The organism is Pseudooceanicola marinus, assembly GCF_020177265.1.
Lineage (GTDB): Bacteria > Pseudomonadota > Alphaproteobacteria > Rhodobacterales > Rhodobacteraceae > Pseudooceanicola > Pseudooceanicola marinus_A.
Genome location: NZ_JAIVMC010000012.1, coordinates 62,395 through 82,910, shown reverse-complemented (window position 1 = coordinate 82,910; position 20,516 = coordinate 62,395). Strand labels below are relative to the sequence as shown.

Annotated in this window: 16 protein-coding genes and 1 tRNA gene; 11 read left to right on the top strand and 6 right to left on the bottom strand. The window is 67.1% G+C overall.

The features are described 5' to 3' along the window. Window positions 1–96: 96 nt before the first annotated feature. Both LC066_RS19000 and LC066_RS18995 read left to right on the top strand, forming a co-directional pair. A tRNA-Lys gene (locus LC066_RS19000) sits at window positions 97–172 on the top strand. A 233-nt stretch (window positions 173–405) separates the two neighbouring features. Next, a complete protein-coding gene (locus LC066_RS18995) occupies window positions 406–945 on the top strand; it encodes a uracil-DNA glycosylase (RefSeq protein WP_224902392.1) in 540 nt (179 codons plus the stop codon). A 97-nt stretch (window positions 946–1,042) separates the two neighbouring features. Here the strand turns inward: LC066_RS18995 and ggpS are convergent, their stop codons facing one another. The 4 genes from ggpS to LC066_RS18975 form a co-directional block, all read right to left on the bottom strand. Further along, entirely contained in the window at window positions 1,043–2,557 is a 1,515-nt protein-coding gene (ggpS, locus tag LC066_RS18990; RefSeq protein WP_222475227.1) for a glucosylglycerol-phosphate synthase, read from the bottom strand. Window position 2,558: 1 nt separating this feature from the next. Beyond that, on the bottom strand, window positions 2,559–3,341 hold the full coding sequence (locus LC066_RS18985; protein ID WP_224902388.1) for an HAD family hydrolase: 783 nt from the start codon (window positions 3,339–3,341) through the stop codon (window positions 2,559–2,561). After that, a complete protein-coding gene (locus LC066_RS18980) occupies window positions 3,338–4,417 on the bottom strand; it encodes an NAD(P)H-dependent glycerol-3-phosphate dehydrogenase (protein WP_224902458.1) in 1,080 nt (359 codons plus the stop codon). The genes LC066_RS18985 and LC066_RS18980 overlap by 4 nt, the downstream gene beginning before the upstream one ends. Window positions 4,418–4,762: 345 nt before the next feature. Next, complete coding sequence (locus LC066_RS18975) at window positions 4,763–5,656, bottom strand: helix-turn-helix transcriptional regulator (RefSeq protein ID WP_224902385.1); 894 nt, start codon at window positions 5,654–5,656, stop codon at window positions 4,763–4,765. Window positions 5,657–5,841: 185 nt separating this feature from the next. Between LC066_RS18975 and LC066_RS18970 the strand changes: the two genes are divergently transcribed. Then, complete coding sequence (locus LC066_RS18970; RefSeq protein WP_224902382.1) at window positions 5,842–7,965, top strand: TonB-dependent siderophore receptor; 2,124 nt, start codon at window positions 5,842–5,844, stop codon at window positions 7,963–7,965. 121 nt (window positions 7,966–8,086) lie between these two features. After that, on the top strand, window positions 8,087–8,818 hold the full coding sequence (locus tag LC066_RS18965) for an alpha/beta hydrolase (RefSeq protein WP_224902379.1): 732 nt from the start codon (window positions 8,087–8,089) through the stop codon (window positions 8,816–8,818). Here the strand turns inward: LC066_RS18965 and LC066_RS18960 are convergent. Continuing rightward, a complete protein-coding gene (locus LC066_RS18960; RefSeq protein WP_224902376.1) occupies window positions 8,815–9,726 on the bottom strand; it encodes a LysR substrate-binding domain-containing protein in 912 nt (303 codons plus the stop codon). The genes LC066_RS18965 and LC066_RS18960 overlap by 4 nt on opposite strands. A gap of 164 nt (window positions 9,727–9,890) precedes the next feature. Between LC066_RS18960 and LC066_RS18955 the strand changes: the two genes are divergently transcribed. The 3 genes from LC066_RS18955 to LC066_RS18945 are packed head-to-tail and all read left to right on the top strand — an operon-like array spanning window position 9,891 to window position 14,074. Next, window positions 9,891–11,390 carry an aldehyde dehydrogenase family protein gene (locus LC066_RS18955; RefSeq protein ID WP_224902373.1) on the top strand — a complete coding sequence of 500 codons (1,500 nt, stop codon included), beginning with the start codon at window positions 9,891–9,893 and terminating at the stop codon, window positions 11,388–11,390. Next, window positions 11,380–12,858 carry an FAD-binding oxidoreductase gene (locus LC066_RS18950; protein WP_318246725.1) on the top strand — a complete coding sequence of 493 codons (1,479 nt, stop codon included), beginning with the start codon at window positions 11,380–11,382 and terminating at the stop codon, window positions 12,856–12,858. Before LC066_RS18955 ends, LC066_RS18950 begins: the two co-directional genes overlap by 11 nt. Next, entirely contained in the window at window positions 12,743–14,074 is a 1,332-nt protein-coding gene (locus LC066_RS18945) for a VOC family protein (protein ID WP_318246726.1), read from the top strand. Before LC066_RS18950 ends, LC066_RS18945 begins: the two co-directional genes overlap by 116 nt. On the opposite strand, the gene LC066_RS18940 is transcribed toward LC066_RS18945, so the two are convergent. Next, window positions 14,075–14,752: a TetR/AcrR family transcriptional regulator gene (locus LC066_RS18940; RefSeq protein WP_222475197.1), complete on the bottom strand. Its 678-nt coding sequence runs from the start codon at window positions 14,750–14,752 to the stop codon at window positions 14,075–14,077. 404 nt (window positions 14,753–15,156) lie between these two features. Here LC066_RS18940 and LC066_RS18935 point away from each other — a divergent pair, with 404 nt between their 5' ends. The 4 genes from LC066_RS18935 to LC066_RS18920 all read left to right on the top strand — a co-directional run bounded on the left by LC066_RS18935 (window position 15,157) and on the right by LC066_RS18920 (window position 20,446). Beyond that, complete coding sequence (locus LC066_RS18935) at window positions 15,157–16,257, top strand: ABC transporter ATP-binding protein (RefSeq protein ID WP_222475195.1); 1,101 nt, start codon at window positions 15,157–15,159, stop codon at window positions 16,255–16,257. Between the two features lie 121 nt (window positions 16,258–16,378). Next, the gene (locus tag LC066_RS18930) at window positions 16,379–17,479 is read left to right on the top strand and encodes an extracellular solute-binding protein (RefSeq protein WP_222475194.1); all 1,101 of its coding nucleotides are present in this window, start codon (window positions 16,379–16,381) and stop codon (window positions 17,477–17,479) included. 113 nt (window positions 17,480–17,592) lie between these two features. Beyond that, complete coding sequence (locus LC066_RS18925) at window positions 17,593–19,254, top strand: ABC transporter permease (protein ID WP_224902367.1); 1,662 nt, start codon at window positions 17,593–17,595, stop codon at window positions 19,252–19,254. 13 nt (window positions 19,255–19,267) lie between these two features. Next, window positions 19,268–20,446, top strand: a complete 1,179-nt coding sequence (locus LC066_RS18920; RefSeq protein ID WP_224902365.1) for an ABC transporter permease — start codon at window positions 19,268–19,270, stop codon at window positions 20,444–20,446. Window positions 20,447–20,516 lie beyond the last annotated feature (70 nt).

Genomic DNA, 20,516 nt, shown 5'->3' with positions numbered 1-20,516 from the left:
GGCGCGGCGGGCCCTGCGGATGAAACATTTCTGTTATGTTTTTTCGGATTCCCGCTTGACCATCCCCGCCCCCCCTTTTAGAGACGCGCCCACAGTGGGCCGTTAGCTCAGTTGGTAGAGCAACTGACTTTTAATCAGTGGGTCGAAGGTTCGAATCCTTCACGGCTCACCACTACCACCAGAAAATGCCTCGCGCTTTCAGTAGATTGCTGAAAACGCGGGGCATTTCTCGTTTTGGGGCTTGGCTGTCGTTGAGGCTTCATTGCACCGTGGCAGCGTCCGTGCCTGCTTTGGGTGCGGCGCACTATACGGACCTCTTTTCATATGTCGTATCCAGCCCTGCCCCGATCCCTCAGGGAGCCCGAAGCCTGCAAGGCGCGGCGTGCCTTACTGGTGCAGGACCATATGCGCCCGCTGAATGCCCTGGTAGCGGCACTCCGGAACGAAGGGCGCGGCACCGTGCCTGACTTCGATCCGCTGGACGGGGGAAGCCGGGCAAGAATGCTTTTCCTGATGGAGAAGCCAGGACCGATGACGGACGATGCCAGGCAGAATGGCCGTATCGGTTCGGGTTTCATCTCTCGTGACAACGACGATCCGACCGCTGAAGCCATCTTCAGGTTCATGGCGCAGGCCGGAGTCGTGCGGCAGGACAGTGCCCTGTGGAATGCCGTGCCATGGTGGAACGGAACGCGCAAAATAACTGGGGCAGAACTATCTGCCGGGTTGGAGCGTCTGGGCAGGCTTTTGGATATGTTGCCGGAACTTCGCGTCGTGGTTGCGGTCGGCGGGAAAGCGGCCAAGGTCGCACCGCTTGTCGCGCAGCGCGGGCTGCCGCTGGTCCGATCGGCACACCCCTCTCCCATCAACCGCGCGGCCCGCCGCAAGGTTTGGGACAAGATTCCGGAGCAATGGTCGGAAGCGCGGCGTTTCATTGCGGACTGAAATTCAGAAAGCCCGGGTGACGGAGTAAGCCACTGCAACGCAAAACGCCGCAGCGCGGGGCTGCGGCGTTTCAGGGGCGCGGTCAGGATCCGGCCGGTCACTCGGCGGGGACGGTGTCCTGGGCCTGCTCGTCAGGAAGCACGTCATCGTTGAAGGCCTGCATCTGGTCCTCGGCCCAGAATCGGATGTCCTGCTTCACCACCATGGCGCGGTTGGCGCGCATGCGTCCGCGGCGGTCGTCTGCGGGCATGTCCAGGGCGTACTGGATCGCGCTGTCCATCGACTTGTGCGAGAAGGGGTTGGTGGGCACGATCGCCCCCAGCTCCACCGCCGCGCCGGCGAACTCCGACAGGACCAGCACCCCGTCCTCGTCCGTGCGCGCGGCGCAGAACTCCTTGCACACCAGGTTCATCCCGTCTGCCAGCGGTGTGATCCAAGCCACGTCGGCGGCGCGGTAGTAGGCCACCAGGTCTGTGAAGGCCACGGGGCGTGAGATCAGCGCCACAGGCTGCCATTCGAAGCTGCCGTAACGCCCGTTGATCTGCCCGGCCAGCTGTTCGAGGTCGTGCTGGATCTCCTCGTAGGCGGTCATGTTGGCATTGGCGGCGACGGAGACGTGCATCAGCCGCACCTTGCCGCGCAGATCGGGACGGCTTTCCAGCAGCCGTTCAAAGCTTTGAAGCTGTTCGATCCCGCCCTTGGTGTAGTCGGTGCGCCCGACCGACAGGATCAGGCGGCCCTCGCCCAGTTCCTCGCGAATCTTCTCGACGCGCTGGGCGGTTTCGGGCCGGGCCACGACGCTTTCGATGTACTCGACATCGACGCCCACGGGGCTGGCCTGCAGGCAGACGCGGCGGCCTTCGTATTCCAGTTCGGTCACCACCGACTGTTCCGACAGGGCCGTGGTCTCGGCCTTCATCTCGGGCTTCACCTTCTCGCGCTTGATCGTGTCGACCTCCAGCAGCGAGCGGGCGGCGGAGACGAAGTTGTTGACGTAGCGCGGGATGTGGAAGCCCACCACGTCGCAGCACAGCAGGCTTTCCAGGATCTCCTTGCGCCAGGGCAGCACGTTAAAGATGTCGGCATTGGGGAAGGGCGTATGGTGGAAGAAGCTGATCTTCACGTCCGGACGCAGGGTGCGCAGATAGCCCGGCACCAGCCACAGGTTGTAATCATGCACCCAGACCACGGCGCCCTCGGCGGCCTCCGCGGCGGCGGCCTCGGCAAAGGCCCAGTTCACCTCGCGGAAGGTTGGCCAGTCGACCGGGTCGTAGTTGTAGCGTTCCTTGAACCCGTGAAGGATCGGCCAGAAGGCTTCCTTGGATGACACGTGGTAGAAGCTGGTCACCTGTTCCGGCGTCAGCGGCAGGCGCGACACGGTGTACTTGCCGTAGTGATCGTCGATCTCGATCACCCGCTCGAAGTCGGGGTTGGCCGGGTCCTCGGCGTGTTTCCAGGCCACCCAGGCGCCCTTCTCGAAGCGCCCGAAGAAGCTCTTGAGGGTGGGGACGATGCCGTTCGGACTCTTGTTCTCGTGGTATTCGATTTTCCCGTCCACCTCGACTTCCTCATAGGGCTGGCGGTGGTAGACGATGACGAGATTGGAAGACATGTCAGGCATTCTCCGGGATGTCGTGAAGGTCGAAGGCGGCGATGGCCTCCAGGATGCCCGCCGCCCCGTGGGCGTGGGCGTGATGCACGCTGTCCAGACCGTTCAGACGGTCGGTCAGCGCGGTTTCGGAATTGCCGACGGCCACGGCGGGTAGGCCGGAGGCCAGCATCGACAGGTCGTTCAGCGTGTCACCGGCGCAGAGGACGCGGTGTTCCGGGATCTCCAGGTGGTCGATCAGGCGGCGGATCGAGGGGCCCTTGGACACGCCGCGCGGCAGCACGTCGAAATAGCGGTTGTCGGAGATCAGCCAGTCCAGGCCCACCTCCTCGATCAGGTCCTGCGCGCGCGGATCGAAATCGGCCGGGCTCAGGTCATAGCTGACCCGGTAGCGGAAGCGCGTGGGTTGCAGGGTCAGGCCGGGATGGTCGTCCAGCAGGGCGCGCACGCCCTCGCCTGCATCGTTCCAGCGAGCGGCGATGTCTTCCTCCAGCGGCTCGATCGGCACGACCGACCCGTCGGGGGCGACCTCGGCGATGGTGGTGCCCACGTCGCCGACCACGTACTCCGGCCAGGGCAGGCCCTGTTCACGGCACATCTGCATGATGAACTCGGGGTCGCGGCCGGTGACGAAGATCAGGCCCACGGTGTCGCGGTTGGCCTCGATCCACTGGTAGAGCGTGGCACGGTCTTCGTCGGTTCCGCCGAGGAAGGTGCCGTCGAGGTCTGTGGCCAGCGTGAAGCGGCGTTGGGAGATGTCGGGACGGGGGGCGGCGTGAACGGTCACTGGTCAGAAGCTCCGAATTGCAGCGGAAGGTCGGGGGACGGGTGTTCGAGGGACATTTGCATGGTCTGCGGTTCGGCCTCGATGGGGCGGGCCCAGAGCGCTGTGAAGGCCTCCTGCAGGTCGGCGCCCTCGTGCAGGATGGCCTGCACGGTCTCGCAGATCGGCATGGGGACGTTGATGCGCTTGGCCAGGTCGGTGACCGACACGGCATTCACCTCGCCCTCGACGACCACGGGGCGGCCCTCGAAGCAGGACGGGCGCGGGATGCCCTGGCCCAGCTGGTAGCCCAGCGACATGTTGCGCGAGGTGGTCGAGGAGCAGGTCAGTGTCAGATCGCCCGCGCCCGACAGGCCAGTGACCGTCTCGCGCCGGCCACCCAGGGCCTGGGCCAGCTGTTTCATCTCGTCGATGCCGCGGGTGATGAGGGCCGCGCGGGTGTTCTCGGCAAAGCCCGCGCCGGACATCATCCCGCAGGCGATGGCGATCACGTTCTTCACCGCGCCACCCACCTCGACGCCCACCAAGTCGTCGGAGACATAGGCGCGGAAGCCCCCGCCCGACAGCGACAGCGCCAGCCGCGCGGCCGGGCTGGTTTCGGGGTTCAGCCGGTCGGAATAGGAGAAGGGGAAGGCCACGGTGGCGGCGGTGGGATGATCCAGCGCCGTCTCGCGGGCGAAGGTCGGCCCGTTTACCGCGCCGACCACATGGCCGGGCAGCTCCTCGGCCACCACTTCTGACAAGAGGTAGCCGGTGCGCCGTTCGACCCCCTTGCAGGCCAGGGCGATCGGGATGCCCTCGGGCAGCACGGGGGCGATGGCCTGGCACATGGGCCTCAACGTCGCGGAGGGGGTGACCATCAGCACCGCCTCGGCGCCATCGAGCGCCTGGCCCAGATCCGCCGTGGCGGTGATGCCCCGGGGCAGGGTCACATCGGGCAGGTAATCGGCGTTCTCGCCGGTGTCGTTGATCCGCTGGGCCTGGTCGGGGCGACGCGACCACAGGCGCACGTCGTGGCCGTTCCGGGCCAGCACGGTGGCCAGGGCGGTGCCCCAGCTCCCGGCGCCGAGTACGGCAATCCGGTCATAGGGGCCGGCGGGATTGGATACAGCATCCTTGATGGCGAACTCCTTTCAGGTGTCCGTTCCGGGTTTCATCATTCTGATCTGGCGCGCTCCGTCCGGCCTCAAAAGGCGGTGCGGCAGGGAGCAGGAGCAAGCGGAGTGGCTCGCTGCGCGCGGGGAGGGTCATCGTCATGACGCCGAGGGATCCGCCGCACGGATCCGTGATCTATAACCTAGGCGTCGATGCTGCATTGGCAAGGAATTGCCGGTCAATCGATGTGAAAGCCCATGATATAAAGAGATAATTGCTCTGCGATGCAGCAATTATCCCGCGCCGGGAGGGGCCGCGCGGGCCGGAGCCTAACGCGGCAGGCCGCCCTGACGGACCTGCGACGGGGTTTGCCCGCACCAACGGCGGAAGGCCGTGGAGAAGGCCGAGGGGTTGTCATACCCCGCGTCCCAGGCGGCTGTGCCGACGCTGGCGCCATGGCGCAGGGCGTCATGGGCGCGGCGCAGGCGCAGCTCGCGCAGGCGGGCCAGCATGCTCTGCCCGTAGGCGCGGTGAAACAGCCGCCGGGCGGAGCTGAGGCTCATGCCGCCGGCGCGGGCTATCGCCTCCATCGCGGGCACGGGGCCGGGGGCGCAGCCCAGGTGTTCCATCCGGTTCAGCCGGTCGCGGTCCGCCGGCGCGACGAGCTCCTCGGCCTGCCAAAGCTGTTCGAAGGCGCGCCCGACCAGAGCTGCGGAATGCGCCTCGCGCAGCAGTGACAGTGGCCCGCCTGCGGCGGCGGCGGGCTGCATCAGTGCCTCGGCGTCGGCGATATCCTCGGGGCCCGCGCTCCACCGGGCATCGCGACGGGCGTCGCCCTGCAGGATCTCCGCCCGGGAAATGCCGCGCCGCTCCAGCCAGTCCCAGCTCATCCGCAGGGTCAGCTTGCGCAGCACCTCGCCGCGCCGCGACTGACGGTGAAACTCCAGCGGCGTATCCAGCGCGCTGAAGATGACCGGCGCCGGCGCGCCGGGGCGCCGTTCCAATCCCATCGGGAGGCCGCCCAGAACGGCCTCGACCCGGCCGGCCAGCACAAGGTGCAGCACCACACCGGGCGCGCGGGTGACCCGCACCTCGAAATCCTCCTCGGCGCAGGCGTCATGGGCGTTGATCGTCAGCCCCGAGGCGCTTTCGACGCCATCGCGTTTGCCCCGCAGGACCACCCGCCCCTCGGGCAGGCTGGCGCGGAGGCGCCGGCCGGTCATCGCGACGCTCCGCGCGATTTCGGACAGGCGAATCTGGTCTGGGCGGATCTGCGAGGACATGGGCGCGCGGCCTCTCTGGCGGTTTCGCGAAGACATCTGGCTCTGGCGCGAAGATCACCATCTGGCTGAAGCCCTGTTCCTCTCCGTATTAACGAGTAAAACACTCGGATATCAAGGAGCCCCTCATGACGCGCCCCCTCCTGCCGCGCCGCGCGCTGCATCTGGCCCTGCTGGCCAGCACCACACTGACCACCCCGGCCCTGGTCACGCCCGCCCTGGCCCAGGACGTGATCGAGCTGGAGCCGATCAACGTCGAGGGATCCAGCTATGAGACCGAGGGGACGAACTCCTACACCACCAACCTGATCTCGGTGGGCGAGAAGGCCACGATGACGCCCCGCGAGGTGCCGCAGTCGACTTCCGTGGTGACCCGCAAGCAGATCGAGGATGGCGGCTATGGCGCGCTGGAGGAGGCGCTGGCCGACACCCCCGGCATCATGATCCTCAACAACGACTCGGGTCGCTCGTCGATTTTCTCGCGCGGGTATGAATTCGACTATCTCTACTTTGACGGCCTGCCCGCGCCGGTCAGCTCGATCTATGGCACCCAGCCGGACCTGTCGATCGTCGACCACGTGGAGGTGCTGAAAGGGCCGGCGGGCCTGTTCATCGGCATCGGCGAACCGGCCGGGTCGATCAACATGCGGCTGAAGCAGGCCACCTCGGTCGATCCCAAGGGCTACGCAAGTGCTTCGGTCGATTCCAACGGCCACTACCGGACCGAGCTGGACTACAGCAGCGCCCTGAACGAGGAGGGCACGATCCGCGGCCGCGCGGTGCTGGCCTATGCCGATGGCGACGGCTTTGTCGACCGGCAGGAAAACGGGGTGCTGTCGGCCTATGGCACGGTCGCCTGGGACATCACGCCCGACACCACGCTGACCTTCTCGCTGGCCCACATGGAACGCGACATCGCGCCCTTCAACGGCCTGCCGACCTATGCCGACGGGTCCCTGATGTGGCTGGACGAAAGCACGTCGACCGGCGCCGACTGGAACTATTTCGAGAATGCCACCACCGACGCCGTTCTGGCGCTGGAACACCACTTCGCCAACGGCGTCCGTGCCAAGGCCTCGCTGCGCGCCTCGCACCAGGAGGCGGATTTCCTCTACGCTTACGGCGGCTCGTCGGCGGACGCCGACAACGTCATCACCACGATGTCCTGGCTGGGTCAGGATTGGGAGCAGGACAGCCTGGCCCTCGACGCCCATGTCGAGATGCCCTTCCTGATGGGCAACATGGACAGCAACCTGATCCTGGGCGCCGACTGGCAAAAGCTGGACAGTTCCACTTACGGCCTGCGCGGGTCGGAAGATGGCAGCTGGGACCTGGACACCGATGACACGGCCAGCCTGTCGCGCCCGGCAGAGGACTACACCACACTGGAAGAGCGCGACATCACCTCGACCGGGCTCTATGCCCAGCTTCGCGTGAAGCCCTCCGACCAGCTGACCCTGATCGGCGGCGCCCGCGTCAGCTGGTACGATGGTGACATCACCTCCGGCACCATCGGCACCGCCCGCGATCTGGACAGCACCGACATCGACGCCAAGGTCACACCCTTCGCCGGGCTGACCTACGAGCTGTCGCCGGCCGCCACCCTATACGCCAGCTATTCCGAGATCTTCATCCCGCAGTTCGAGCTGGACGTGAACGGCGACACGCTGGATCCGCTGGAAGGCCGCCAGTACGAGCTGGGCGTGAAGGGCGAGCTGGCCTACGGGCTGAACTACTCCGCCGCGCTCTTCGATCTGCGCCAGGTGAACCGCTCGGTCGCCGTGCGCGGCACCGACTACGCCGAACCCGAGGGCGACGTGCGCTCGCGCGGGTTCGAGACCGAGGTCTCCGGTGAGGTGATCCCGAACCTGCACCTGTCGGCGGGCTACACCTACACGGAAACCGAGTACCTGGAGGGTCCGGATGCCGGTGCTGTCTTCTCGACTTACACACCCGAACACATGCTGAAGCTGACCGCGCTTTACGATGTGACCGAAGGGATGATGCAGGGCTGGAGCTTCGGCGGGCGGCTGACCTCGATGTCCGAGTTCTCCTCGCGCGGGATCACGGCGCCTGCCTACAACGTGGTCGACCTGATGGCGGCGAAGGATCTGGGACAGGACACCGTGCTGCGCCTGGGCGTCGATAACGCCTTCGACGAAGACTACTACTCGCGCGTCGGCAGCAACGTCGTCTTCAACTTCCATGGCGCGCCGCGCACCTTCAACATGTCGCTGACGAAGAAATTCTGACGCGGCCGCACGACCCGGAGCCAGCCCGATGCCAGCCCCTTCGACACCCTCCCCCGGCCGTGCGGCCGGGGCGGACCGCCCGGCGCCTTTGGGCCTTGGCACACCCTGGTCCAGACCGGGCGTGACCTCTTTCGACCTGCCCTCGGACGGGGGCGGGTTCCGCATCGTGGTGGCCCGGCCCAAGGCCCCGGCGCCACCCGGGGGCTACGGTATCGTCTACACCATGGATGCGGGCTGGACCTTCGGCACGCTCTGCGATCTGGAGCGGCTTTGCGACAAGAGCCGCAGCGATGCTCCGGATCTGCCGGCGGTGATCGTGGGCCTCGGCTGGCCCAGGGACAGCCTGATCGACTTCGACCGGCGTGGGACGGACCTGGTGGGGCAGGCAGCAAGCGGGGCCAGCCGGGCGGCGACCCTGACGCTGTTGACCGGGCAGGTGATCCCCCGGGTCGAGGCGGCGCTTCCGGTCGACCCCGCCCACCGGATGATCCTCGGCCATTCCTTCGGCGGGGCCTTTGCTTTGCAGGCCCGCGCCGACCATCCCGGTCTCTTTTCCCACGTGGCCGCCGGCAGCCCCTCGATCTGGACCGATCCGAAGGGGATCCACGCGGGCGCCCGCGATGCTGGCGGCAAGCTTCTGGTCACCGTCGGGGCGCTGGAAGATCCCGGGGCCGCAGAGGCCGCCGGAGAGCCCACCGACCGTATCGCGCGCCTGCGAGAGCGGGACATGACCGGCCATGCCCGGCGGTTCGCGCAACAGGCGGGCGCCACGTTCCGGATCTTCGACGGGGTTGGGCATGGCGCCGTGATCCCGGGCTTTCTGGGCGCCGCCCACGCTTTCCTGCGCTATTAAAGGGGGCTGCGCCGCGAAAGGGGCAGCGCCTCCGAGGTCTTCAGCCAGGCAATCAGCAGATCCAGTGCCGGTTTCGATTCCGCATTGCGCGGCCAGACCAGGGCATAGCTGCGGTCCATCTCCAGGTAGTCGGGAAAGGCCGGGATCAGCCGCCCCCGTGCCCGTTCGGCTTCGGCCAGGAAATCCGGCAGCAGGGCCAGACCGAACCCCGCTGCGGCGGCCTCGGCCATGGGAATGAAGTGGTCGAAGAGCATCCCGCGCAGCTGCCCGGCCTCGACCCCGTGCTGGGTGAACCATTCCTCCCAGGCGCCGGGGCGGCTGTCGAGGTGCAGCAGCGGCCGGCCCCGGATCGCCTCCGCCGTCAGCGGCCCGCCCGCCAGCAGGCCGGGGGCGGCCATGGGTATCACCCGGTCGCGGGTCAGCGGCAGATAGTGCACCCCGGGCCAGTCCTCGGGCCCGTAGTGGACGGCGGCATCGAACTTCTCTCGCGCGAAATCGAAGCGCGCGCTGCGGGTGCTCTGGTTGACCAGGATCTCGGGGTGGGCGCGCAGGAAGGCATGCAGGCGCGGCCCCATCCAGTAGAGTCCGAAACTGGGCGGTAGCGCCAGGCTGAGGCTGTCGCGCGGGCCGCTGGCGCGCAGGCGCAGGCTGGCCTGGGCAAGATCCTGCAGGCAGTCGCGCACCGAGCGGGCATAGCTGGCCCCGGCGGCGGTCAGCGTCAGCCCCTTGCCCTCGCGCACCAGCAGGGTGACTCCCAACTGCCCCTCCAGCACCTTCAGCTGGCGCGACACGGCGGAATGGGTCAGCGACAGCTCCTGCCCGGCCGCCGTGGCCGATCCCAGCCGGTCCACCGCCTCCAGCGCCAGCAGCGAGGGGATCGAGGGCAGGAAGCGGCGCGGGGCGATCATGTGAGGTTTTCTCCAGGCTTTGGGAATTTCTATCGCTTCTGGCAGGCTGTGTCAGCGGCTAGCCTGTCGCAAAGGGCCCGTTACCTGCGTCGGCCGGTTCCCCGCCGGATGCCGCGGGCGCGCCACGCCCGAGACCCTGCCCATGACCCCGAAGGAGCCCTGCCATGTCCTCTCACGCCGAAACCCTCGCCGCCGCCGGACTGAGTGAAACCGACCTGATCGGCGGCAGCCTGACCGTGCGCTCGCCCCTCGACGGGGCCGAGGTCGCGCAGCTGGCCGAGACGCCCCTGGCGGAGATGCCCGCCGTGATCGCCCGGGCACAGGGGGCCTTCGCCGCCTGGCGCCAGGTGCCCGCGCCGCGCCGGGGCGAGCTGGTGCGTCTGCTGGGCGAGGAGCTGCGCGCCGCCAAGGCGGAGCTGGGCGCCGTGGTCACGCTGGAGGCGGGCAAGATCACCTCCGAAGGCCTGGGCGAGGTGCAGGAGATGATCGATATCTGCGATTTCGCCGTCGGCCTGTCGCGCCAGCTTTACGGGCTGACCATCGCCTCCGAACGCCCCGGTCACCGGATGACCGAGACCTGGCATCCGATGGGCCCCTGCGGTGTCATCACCGCCTTCAACTTCCCCGTCGCTCCCTGGGCCTGGAACGCCGCCTTGGCGCTGGTCTGCGGTGATCCGGTGATCTGGAAGCCGTCGGAAAAGACGCCTCTGTGCGCGCTGGCCACCAAGGTGATCTTCGACCGCGCCGTGGCGCGATTCGGGGATGAGGCGCCGGAGGGGCTGTTGCAGGTCGTCGTGGGCGGCGCGGATGTGGGCGAGGCGCTGGTGACCTCCCGCGACGTGCCGATCCTGTCGGCCACCGGATCGACCCGCATGGGCGCCGCCGTGGGGCCCAAGGTCGCCGCGCGCTTCGGCCGCTCCATCCTGGAGCTGGGCGGCAACAACGCGATGATCGTGGCGCCCTCGGCCGATCTGGACATGGCGGTGCGCGCCATCGTCTTCTCCGCCGTGGGCACCGCCGGGCAACGCTGCACCTCCCTGCGGCGGCTGATCGTGCACAATTCGATCCGCGAGGACCTGGTGGTGAAGCTGCGCCAGGCCTACGGTTCGCTGACCATCGGTGATCCGCGCGAGGACGGCACGCTGGTTGGCCCGCTGATCGACCAGGGCGCGCTGGACGGGATGCAGGCGGCGCTGTCGGCGGCCAAGGCCCAGGGGGGCACCATCCACGGCGGCACCCCCGTCGACGCGGTCGCGGGGGGCGCCTATGCCGCGCCCGCGCTGGTCGAGATGCCCGCCCAGACCGACATCGTGCGCACCGAGACCTTCGCCCCCATCCTCTACGTCATGGGCTACGAGACGCTGGAGGAGGCGATCGCGATGCAGAACGACGTGCCGCAGGGCCTGTCCTCCTGCATCTTCACCCTGAATGTGCGCGAGGCGGAAACCTTCCTCTCGGCGGTGGGATCGGACTGCGGCATCGCCAACGTCAACATCGGCCCCTCGGGGGCCGAGATCGGTGGCGCCTTCGGCGGCGAGAAGGACACCGGCGGCGGGCGCGAAAGCGGGTCTGACGCCTGGAAGGGCTACATGCGGCGGCAGACCTCGACGGTGAACTACTCGGCCGAGCTGCCCCTGGCGCAGGGGGTGAAATTTGACATCTGACGGCACCCTCTGGCGGGACAGCAGCGCCGAGCGGCTGACCACCACGCCCCTGGCGGCGGACGCCCGGGCCGAGGTGGTGATCATCGGCGCGGGCTTCACCGGCCTGGCCTGCGCGCTGGAGGTGGCGAAACAGGGCGCCTCGGTCGTGGTGCTGGAGGCGAACAGCATCGCCCACGGCGGGTCGGGGCGCAACGTGGGGCTGGTCAACGCGGGCCTCTGGCTGCCCCCGGACGAGGTGCTGGCGCAGATGGGCGAGGCCGATGGCACACGGCTGGTCGAGGCCCTGGGGCAGGGGCCGCAGATGGTCTTCGACCGGGTGGCGGAGCACGGCATTGCCTGCGAGGCCACGCGCCACGGCACCCTGCACCTGGCGCACTCCGCGAAGGGCCTCGCTGAGCTGCAGGACCGGTTTCGCCAGGGCAACCGCCATGGCGCGCCGCTGCAACTGCTGGACGCAGCGGAAACCGCCCGGCGCACCGGCAGCGCGGCCTTCCACGGCGCCCTGCTGGACCCGCGCGCCGGCACGGTGCAGCCGCTGGCCTATTGCACCGGGCTGGCCCGCGCGGCGCAGGAGCTGGGCGCGCAGATCCACGAAAGCTCCGCCGTTACCGCGATTGCCCATGCAGATGGTCACTGGAAGGTCAGCGCCAATGGCCACAGCGTGCGGGCGCCGAAGCTGCTTCTGGCCACCAATGCCTATCACGAGGGGATCGCCGGGGCCTTTGCGCCCCAGTTCGTCGTGGTGAACTACAGCCAGTTCGCCACCGCGCCCCTGCCGCCGAAGGCGCAGGCCAAGGTGCTGCCGGGCGGCGAGGGCTGCTGGGATACGGCGCTGGTCATGTCCTCGGTCCGCGTGGACGCTGCGGGGCGGCTGATCGTCGGTGGCATGGGCAATGCCGATGGCCTGGGCGGGACGATTCATGCTGGCTGGGCGCGGCGCAAGCTGCGCGCGCTTTACCCGGATCTGGGCGACATTCCCTTTGAACACCACTGGCGGGGCAAGATCGCCATGACTCGCGACCACATCCCCAAGGTGGTCAACTTCGGCCCCGCTGCCTATGCCGTCTTCGGCTATTCCGGGCGTGGCATCTCGCCCGGCACGGTCTTCGGCACCGCCGCGGCCCAGGCCCTTCTGACCGACGCGCCGGAGGCCTTTCCGTTGCCGGTGCTCAAGGGCTACAAGGAACACCTGCGCGGCCTGCACGAGGCCTACTACGAATTCGGCGCCACCCTGACCCACGCCATGATGCGCGGCCGGGCAGGGGGCTGGCGGCGCGCGACCCGAGGAGGACCCCATGACCCATCTGCCCGCGGACGAGATCCGCACGCTCTTTTCCCAGGCCATGTCCGAGATGTACCGCCAGGAGGTGCCGCAATACGGCACCCTGATCGAGCTGGTGCGCGACGTGAACGAGGAGGTCATGGCGGCCGACCCGGCGCTGAAGGCCCGACTGGAGGCGGCGGATGAGCTGTCGCGCCTGGACGTGGAACGCCACGGGGCGATTCGGCTGGGCACGGCGGAGGAACTGTTCAACATCCGCCGCATGTTCGCCACCATGGGCATGGCGCCCGTGGGCTACTACGACCTGTCGGTGGCCGGGCTGCCGGTGCATTCGACCGCCTTCCGCCCCACGACGACGGAGGCCCTGTCGCGCAACCCCTTCCGCGTCTTCACCTCTCTCATCCGGCTGGAATTGCTGGAAGATCGTGCCCTGGCGGCAGAGGCGGAGGAGATCCTGTCGCGCCGCGCCATCGTCACGCCGCGCTGCCTGGAGCTGATCGCCGAGGGCGAGGCCCAGGGCGGGCTGACCCGGGCGCAGGCGGAGGAATTCGTGGCCGAGGCGCTGGAAACCTTCCGCTGGCATTCCGATGCGACGGTGACCGCCGGCACCTACGCCCGCCTAGCCGCCGAACACCGGCTGATCGCCGACGTGGTCTGTTTCCGCGGGCCGCATATCAACCATCTGACGCCGCGCACCCTGGACATCGACGCAGTGCAGGCGCGCATGCCCGAGCGGGGCATCGCCCCCAAGGCCGTCATCGAAGGCCCGCCGCGCCGCGCCGTTGACATCCTGCTGCGCCAGACCTCCTTCAAGGCGCTGGAGGAGCCGATCCTGTTCCCCGGTGAGGGCGGATCGAACGGCGAAGAAGGCACCCACACCGCCCGCTTTGGCGAGATCGAGCAGCGCGGCGTGGCCCTGACGCCTTTGGGCCGTGACCTCTATGACCGCTGCCTGGCCGAGGCGCGCAGCCGTGCTGCCGTTGGCGCGACGGGCGAGGGGGCCGAGGACTACATGGATGCGCTGGCCGCGGCCTTCATCGAGTTCCCGGATGACGCCGACAGGCTGCGCCGCGAGGGGCTGGCGTTCTTCCGCTACCGCGTGGCGGGTCCGCTGCCCGAGGGCGTGGAGCCCGTGGCAGAGGCGGTCGAAGACCTGCTGGCTGCCGGCGCGCTGGTCGCCGATCCGCAGACCTATGAGGATTTCCTGCCGGTCTCGGCGGCGGGGATCTTCCAGTCGAACCTCGGCACCGATGCGCAGTCCAACTTCGACGAGACCGCCAACCAGGACGTCTTTGAGGCGGCGCTCGGCTGTGCCGTCACCTCGGAAACGGCGCTTTATCGGGATGTGGAAGAAACCAGCCTGACCGAGGCGCTGGCGGCGCTGGCCGGCGGCGCGGGCTGATCAGCCCTCCTGCGGGCTGAGGTCATGCAGGTCCCGTTCGGGCGGCAGCATCGGGCGGGGCCGGGCCACCATCTCCTCGGCCTCCCTGGCGTCCAGCCCGGCCAGGCACAGCAGCCGGGCGGCGGCCGTGGGGATGGTCACCGGGGCGACCTCGTGCCGTGAGATCGCCAGGGCGAAGCCGACGATGGCATGGGTGCTGAGTTTCCAGGCAAGTGCCGGGTCCCCCGGCGTCAACCGGCCCGAGGCCTCGGCCTTGGCCAGCAGGTCGATGGTGAAGGGGCCGATCCGGCGATACATCACATCCGCGACGATGCCCGCGCGGTTCAGCAACTGGCGCCAGCGCTGATCCTCGGTGGCCGTTTCCAGCACCGTCATCAGGGCGATCGCGTAAATATGCGCCGGATCGTCCAGGCCCGCCGTGGCGCTTTCGACCCGCAGGGCCAGGCCCTGCATGATTTCCTCCAGCACGGCGACGGCCAGATCATCCTTCGATTTGAAGTAGTTGTAGACCGTGCCCGCGCCCACGTCGGCGCGATCGGCGATCTCCAGCATGGTGGCGGCGTCGATTCCCTTGTCGCTCATCACGGCGCTGGCGGCGCGAATCAGGGCTTCGCGGTTGCGCCGCTGCCGCCGCGCCACGCGCCCTTCCTTCGCCTTGTTTGCCGCCGTTTCGGTCATCTCGCCGCCTCTCCTGAACATGAACGTTATTCAAGTCCGAAGACGCTCGCAAGTGAGGCATTCCGAAACTCCGGCGCCTTCCTGCCCGTCGTGGGGCTTGCCTAATCACTGTGCATATGCGTAGGCTTGCGGATAAATCACGGTGCGACAGCCCGTTTTGCGCTGGAAACTCGGCCATGCGGGATGTGAATTCACATCGAAGATGACTAAAGAATGAAATTGAACGACGTTCATGGGTGAGAAGAAACGTCTGCGCTGCATCAATTCGCGAGGTTTCGCGGGATCCGATCTTCGGGGCGACCCGGATTGGCCGATGCAGCGTCCTTTGCCGGTGGCAAGGTTTCGCCCAACCCTAACGCGGGCCCTGCATGCCTGCGAAGAAAAAACGAAACGGGGAGCCTGAATTGGCAGCTACATCTGACAGCGAGGCATTCGTCGCATTCGAACGTGTGCAAAAGAGCTACGACGGCGAGACGCTGGTCGTGAAGGATCTGAACCTGACCATGCCGAAGGGGGAGTTCCTGACGATGCTGGGGCCGTCCGGGTCCGGCAAGACCACCTGCCTGATGATGCTGGCCGGGTTCGAGACCGCCACCTACGGCGAGATCAAGCTGGACGGGACGTCGATCAACAACATCCCGCCGCACAAGCGCGGCATCGGCATGGTGTTCCAGAACTACGCCCTGTTCCCCCACATGACCGTGGCCGAGAACCTGTCCTTCCCGCTGGAAGTGCGCAAGATGGGCAAGTCGGAGCGCGAGACCAAGATCAAGCGCGCGCTGGACATGGTGCAGATGGGCGATTTCGCCGGTCGCCGGCCCACCCAGCTGTCGGGTGGCCAGCAACAGCGGATCGCCCTGGCGCGTGCCCTGGTCTTCGAACCGGAACTGGTGCTGATGGACGAACCGCTGGGCGCGCTGGACAAGCAGCTGCGCGAACACATGCAGTTCGAGATCACCCGCCTGGCGCATGAACTGGGCATCACCACGGTCTACGTGACCCACGACCAGACCGAGGCGCTGACCATGTCGGACCGCGTTGCCGTCTTCAACGACGGTCGCATCCAGCAGCTGGCGGCCCCCGACACGCTCTATGAAGAGCCGGAAAACAGCTTCGTCGCGCAGTTCATCGGCGAGAACAACACGCTGGAAGGCGTGGTGAAGGAAATCAGCGGCAACACCTGCACGGTGCAGCTCGACAACGGCGAGCTGATCTCGGCCCGCCCGGTCAACGTGACCGAGGTCGGCCAGCGCACGCAGGTGTCGATCCGCCCCGAACGCGTCGAGACCAACAAGGAGCGCCTTCAGGAGGGCGCGCACCTGCTGAAGGCCGAGGTGCTGGAATTCGTCTACATGGGCGACATCTTCCGCACCCGCCTGCGCGTGGCCGGCAATGACGACTTCGTCATGAAGACCCGGAACGCCCCCGACCAGGAACGCCTGAAGAAGGGCCAGATGGTCGAGATCGGCTGGCTGCCGGATGATTGCCGCGCGCTGGACGCCTGATCGCACGCTACACCTGCGGTCGCGTTCCGGCGCGGCTGCGGCCTGTTGAGATACCGCGCGTTTCACCCGTAACCGCGGATCCATGAATGAAACACAACGGGTTGAAAATGGGAGTTATGACATGAAACTCACTCAATCCTTCCTGGCCGGTACGGCACTGGCGCTGGTCGCCGGCACCGTCTCCGCGCAGGACATGACCTTCGTCTCCTGGGGCGGCGCCTACCAGATGTCCCAGCAGAAGGCTTACGTTGAGCCCTATGTCGAAGCCAATCCCGACGTCTCCGTCACCTGGGACGAAAGCTCGGCCGAAGCAGTGGCGCGTCTGCGTGCCATGAACGAAGCCGGCAACATCACCTGGGACCTGGTCGACGTCGTGGCTGCTGACGCCATCCGCCTGTGCGACGAAGGCCTGGCGATGGAATACGATCCCGAGGACATGCTGGCCCCGGCCGACGACGGCACCTCGGCCGAGGATGACTTCGGCGACATGATCGTCTCCGACTGCTTCATCCCGCAGATCGCCTATTCGACCACCTTCGGCTACCGCACCGACATGGTGCCCGAAGGCGTCGACGCCCCCTCCGACATCTGTTCGATCTTCGATCTGGAAACCTATCCCGGCCGTCGTTCGCTGGAGCGTCGCCCGATCAACAACATGGAATGGGCGCTGTACTGCGACGGCGTGGCCAAGGACGAGATCTACGACGTTCTGGCGACCCCCGAAGGTCAGGATCAGGCTCTGGCCAAGCTCGACACCATCAAGGACGACGTGATCTGGTGGTCCGCCGGTGCCGACACCCCGCAGCTGCTGGCTGACGGCGAAATCTTCATGGGCTCCACCTACAACGGTCGCCTGTTCTCGGTCATCGTCGAGCAGGAACAGCCCGTTGCGATGATGTGGGACATGCAGGTCTTCGACCTGGACGGCTGGATCATCCCGACCGGCCTGAGCGACGAGAAGCTCGAAGCCGTCAAGGACTTCGTCTACTTCGCCACCGACACCCAGCGTCTGGCGGATCAGGCTGCCTACATCTCCTACGGTCCGGCCCGCGAATCCTCCGCGCCGCTGGTGGGTGAGCACGCCGAACTGGGCATCGACATGGCGCCGCACATGCCGACCAACCCGGAAAACGCCGAAAACACCCTGCTCTACAACTACGAGTTCTGGGCTGACTACCGTGACGACATCGACGCGAAATTCCAGGCCTGGCTGGCCCAGTAATTCGCGCCTGATGGCATGACGAACAGGACGGGCCGCGCCAGACGGACGGCGGCCCGTCCACTCCCCGAAAAGGCTCCGCAAGTGAGCCGGGCTATCAAACCGACAGGGACGACATGAGCGATACGACCCAGAACGGCCCCATGCTGGCCGCCGACGGCACGCCTCTGAAGCGCAGTCTCAACCGTGCTCTCCGCCGCCAGAAATTGCGTGCGCTGATGCTGATCGCACCGCTGCTGATCTTCGTCCTGGTGACGTTCATCGCGCCGATCGCGGACATGCTGTTCCGCTCCGTCGAGAACCAGATCGTTTCCGACACGCTGCCCACGGCCACCGAGGTGCTGGAGGATTGGGACCACACCACCGGCACCCCGCCGGGCGAGGAGGTCTACGAGGCGCTCTACTACGATCTTTACCTGGCCGCCGAGGCCCGCGCGCATACCCGCCTGGGCACGCGCCTGAACTACGAATACACCGGCGTGTCCTCGCTCTTCCGCTCCACGGGGCGCGGGCTGGAGGACCTCGGTGAGGAATACCAGGACATCTTGGAAGATGCCGACGACAGCTGGGGCGAAGGCGCCTTCTGGTACGAGCTGATGACCGGCACCGGCGACACGGATGCCAGCCTGGTGCGCGAACACCGCGCGCGGCTGCAGGCGCTTGAAAACGCGCGCCTGACCGGCGACGTGGGCTTTGCCCCCTCCGTCGAGATCATGGAGCTGCTGCCGCAGACCACCTTCGCCTATACCGACTTCGCCGTCTTCACCGCGCTGATGGACGAGGATGTGGTGGCCGAGGAGGACCCCTGGGAAGGCGTCTACGCCGGCCTGGCACAGGATCTGCAGACGGCGGATCTGTCCGGTTACGACGGCCCCGGCGCCGAGGCGCTGGTCGCCGCGCAGCAGACGCTGGCCGAGCAGGCCGAACCGATCAACTACACCGCCTTCTTCGAAAGCGAGGACGAGGACTGGCTGAACCCGGATATCTGGGCCACCATCCAGACCTATTCCTCCAACTACACCGGCGGTTATTTCCTCAATGCCGTGGACATGCAGCTGACCCCCGACGGGATCGAGATGCGCCCGGACGGCCAGCGCCTCTACATGGTGCTGTTCCAGCGGACGCTGTTCATGTCGCTGACCATCACCCTGTCCTGCATCCTGCTGGGCTACCCGGTGGCCTGGCTGCTGGCCAACCTGCCGGCGTCCAAGGCCAACCTGCTGATGATCCTGGTGCTGCTGCCCTTCTGGACCTCGCTGCTGGTGCGGACCTCGGCCTGGAAGGTGATGTTGCAACAACAGGGCGTCATCAACGACGTGCTGGTCTGGCTGGGGCTGGTGGATGACGCCGCCCGCCTGGTGATGATCAACAACCAGTTCGGCACGATCGTGGCCATGACCCACATCCTGCTGCCCTTCATGATCCTGCCGCTCTACTCTGTGATGCAGGGCATTCCGCCCAGCTACCTGCGGGCGGCCAAATCCCTGGGCGCGACCAACTGGACGGCCTTCTGGCGGGTCTACTTCCCGCAGTCGGTGCCCGGCATCGGGGCGGGGTCGATCCTCGTCTTCATCCTGGCGATCGGCTACTACATCACGCCGGAAATCGTCGGTGGCCGGACGGGTACCTTCATCTCGAACCGGATCGCCTACCACATTTCCAGCTCGCTCAACTGGGGTCTTGCGGCCGCACTCGGGGCGATCCTGCTGGCGGTGGTGCTGTTGCTCTACTGGGCCTACGACCGGATCGTCGGCATCGACAACGTGAAACTGGGCTGAGGAGGGCGAGACAATGGCACTGACAATCGCAAAACCCACATCCGCCATCTTCGCCGCCGGAGTGGCCGCCGTCTTCGGGGCCTTCTTCGGGATCTTCGTCGGCACCGCTCAGGGCTCGGGCCTGCTGGGCTTCGTGGCCGGCGGCGCGGTGATCTTCGCCCTGGCCTGGGTGCTGGCCACCTTCATGCGGGAGCAGCAGAAGGCGGCCCGCTGGGGCCTGGCGGTGATCTTCATCGTGGCGGGCTTCCTCTTCGCCGGGCTGCCGGGGGCGGTGACCGGCGCGATCTTCGGGGTGTTCTTCGGCTGGCTGACCTTCTTTGTCGCCTCGGGCCGCTACCGGACCGAGATCCCGCCCTATGCCACCCCGCGCCAGGTGCTGTGGCACTATGCCTTCCGCATCATCGCCGGGCTGATCCTGGTCTTCCTGATCACGCCGATCTTGGTGGTGATGCCGCTGTCCTTCAACGCCGAGGACTTCTTCACCTTCACCCCCGAGATGCTGGCCTTCGACCCCGAGGGCTACTCGCTGAAGCACTACCGCGACTTCTTCACCAACTCTGACTGGCAGGGGGCGCTTTGGAACTCGGTGCGGATCGCGCCGGTGGCGACCATCCTGGCCGTGGGCTTCGGCACGCTGGCCGCGATCGGCCTCAGCCAGCCGCATGTGCCCTTCCGCCAGGCGATCATGGCGATCCTGATCTCGCCGATGATCGTGCCGCTGATCATCTCGGCGGCGGGCATGTACTTCTTCTACTCGCGCATAGGTCTGCAGGGGACCTATCTGGGCGTCGTGCTGGCGCACGCGGCCCTGGGCATTCCCTTCGTCATCATCACGGTGACGGCGACACTCGTGGGCTTCGATCGCTCGCTGACCCGCGCGGCGGCCAACATGGGGGCCGATCCGGTGACCACCTTCTTCCGGGTGCAGATGCCGCTGATCCTGCCCGGCGTGATCTCGGGGGGCCTTTTCGCCTTCATCACCTCCTTCGACGAGGTGGTCGTGGTGCTCTTCGTCGGCTCGGCGGGGCAGAAGACGCTGCCCTGGCAGATGTTCATCGGCCTGCGCGAACAGATTTCGCCCACCATCCTGGCGGTGGCGACGATCCTGGTCTGTATCTCGATCTGCCTTCTGGCGACGGTGGAACTGCTGCGTCGCCGGTCGGAACGGCTGCGGGGCATGTCGCCCAGCTGACCCGGGCCGTCATTTCTTTGGAAAAAGGGAAGGGGGCCGCTGGCCCCCTTCTTGCGTTGCGGGGCAACGC

Bases quoted from the DNA above. Each gene is read 5' to 3' on its own strand.
- LC066_RS18930 (WP_222475194.1), top strand. From the start codon at position 16,379: ATGAAACTCACTCAATCCTTCCTGGCCGGTACGGCACTGGCGCTGGTC.
- LC066_RS18925 (WP_224902367.1), top strand. From the start codon at position 17,593: ATGAGCGATACGACCCAGAACGGCCCCATGCTGGCCGCCGACGGCACG.
- LC066_RS18960 (WP_224902376.1), bottom strand. From the start codon at position 9,726: ATGATCGCCCCGCGCCGCTTCCTGCCCTCGATCCCCTCGCTGCTGGCG.
- LC066_RS18940 (WP_222475197.1), bottom strand. From the start codon at position 14,752: ATGACCGAAACGGCGGCAAACAAGGCGAAGGAAGGGCGCGTGGCGCGG.
- ggpS (WP_222475227.1), bottom strand. From the start codon at position 2,557: ATGTCTTCCAATCTCGTCATCGTCTACCACCGCCAGCCCTATGAGGAA.
- LC066_RS18995 (WP_224902392.1), top strand. From the start codon at position 406: ATGCGCCCGCTGAATGCCCTGGTAGCGGCACTCCGGAACGAAGGGCGC.
- LC066_RS18970 (WP_224902382.1), top strand. From the start codon at position 5,842: ATGACGCGCCCCCTCCTGCCGCGCCGCGCGCTGCATCTGGCCCTGCTG.
- LC066_RS18955 (WP_224902373.1), top strand. From the start codon at position 9,891: ATGTCCTCTCACGCCGAAACCCTCGCCGCCGCCGGACTGAGTGAAACC.
- LC066_RS18920 (WP_224902365.1), top strand. From the start codon at position 19,268: ATGGCACTGACAATCGCAAAACCCACATCCGCCATCTTCGCCGCCGGA.
- LC066_RS18975 (WP_224902385.1), bottom strand. From the start codon at position 5,656: ATGACCGGCCGGCGCCTCCGCGCCAGCCTGCCCGAGGGGCGGGTGGTC.
- LC066_RS18945 (WP_318246726.1), top strand. From the start codon at position 12,743: ATGTACCGCCAGGAGGTGCCGCAATACGGCACCCTGATCGAGCTGGTG.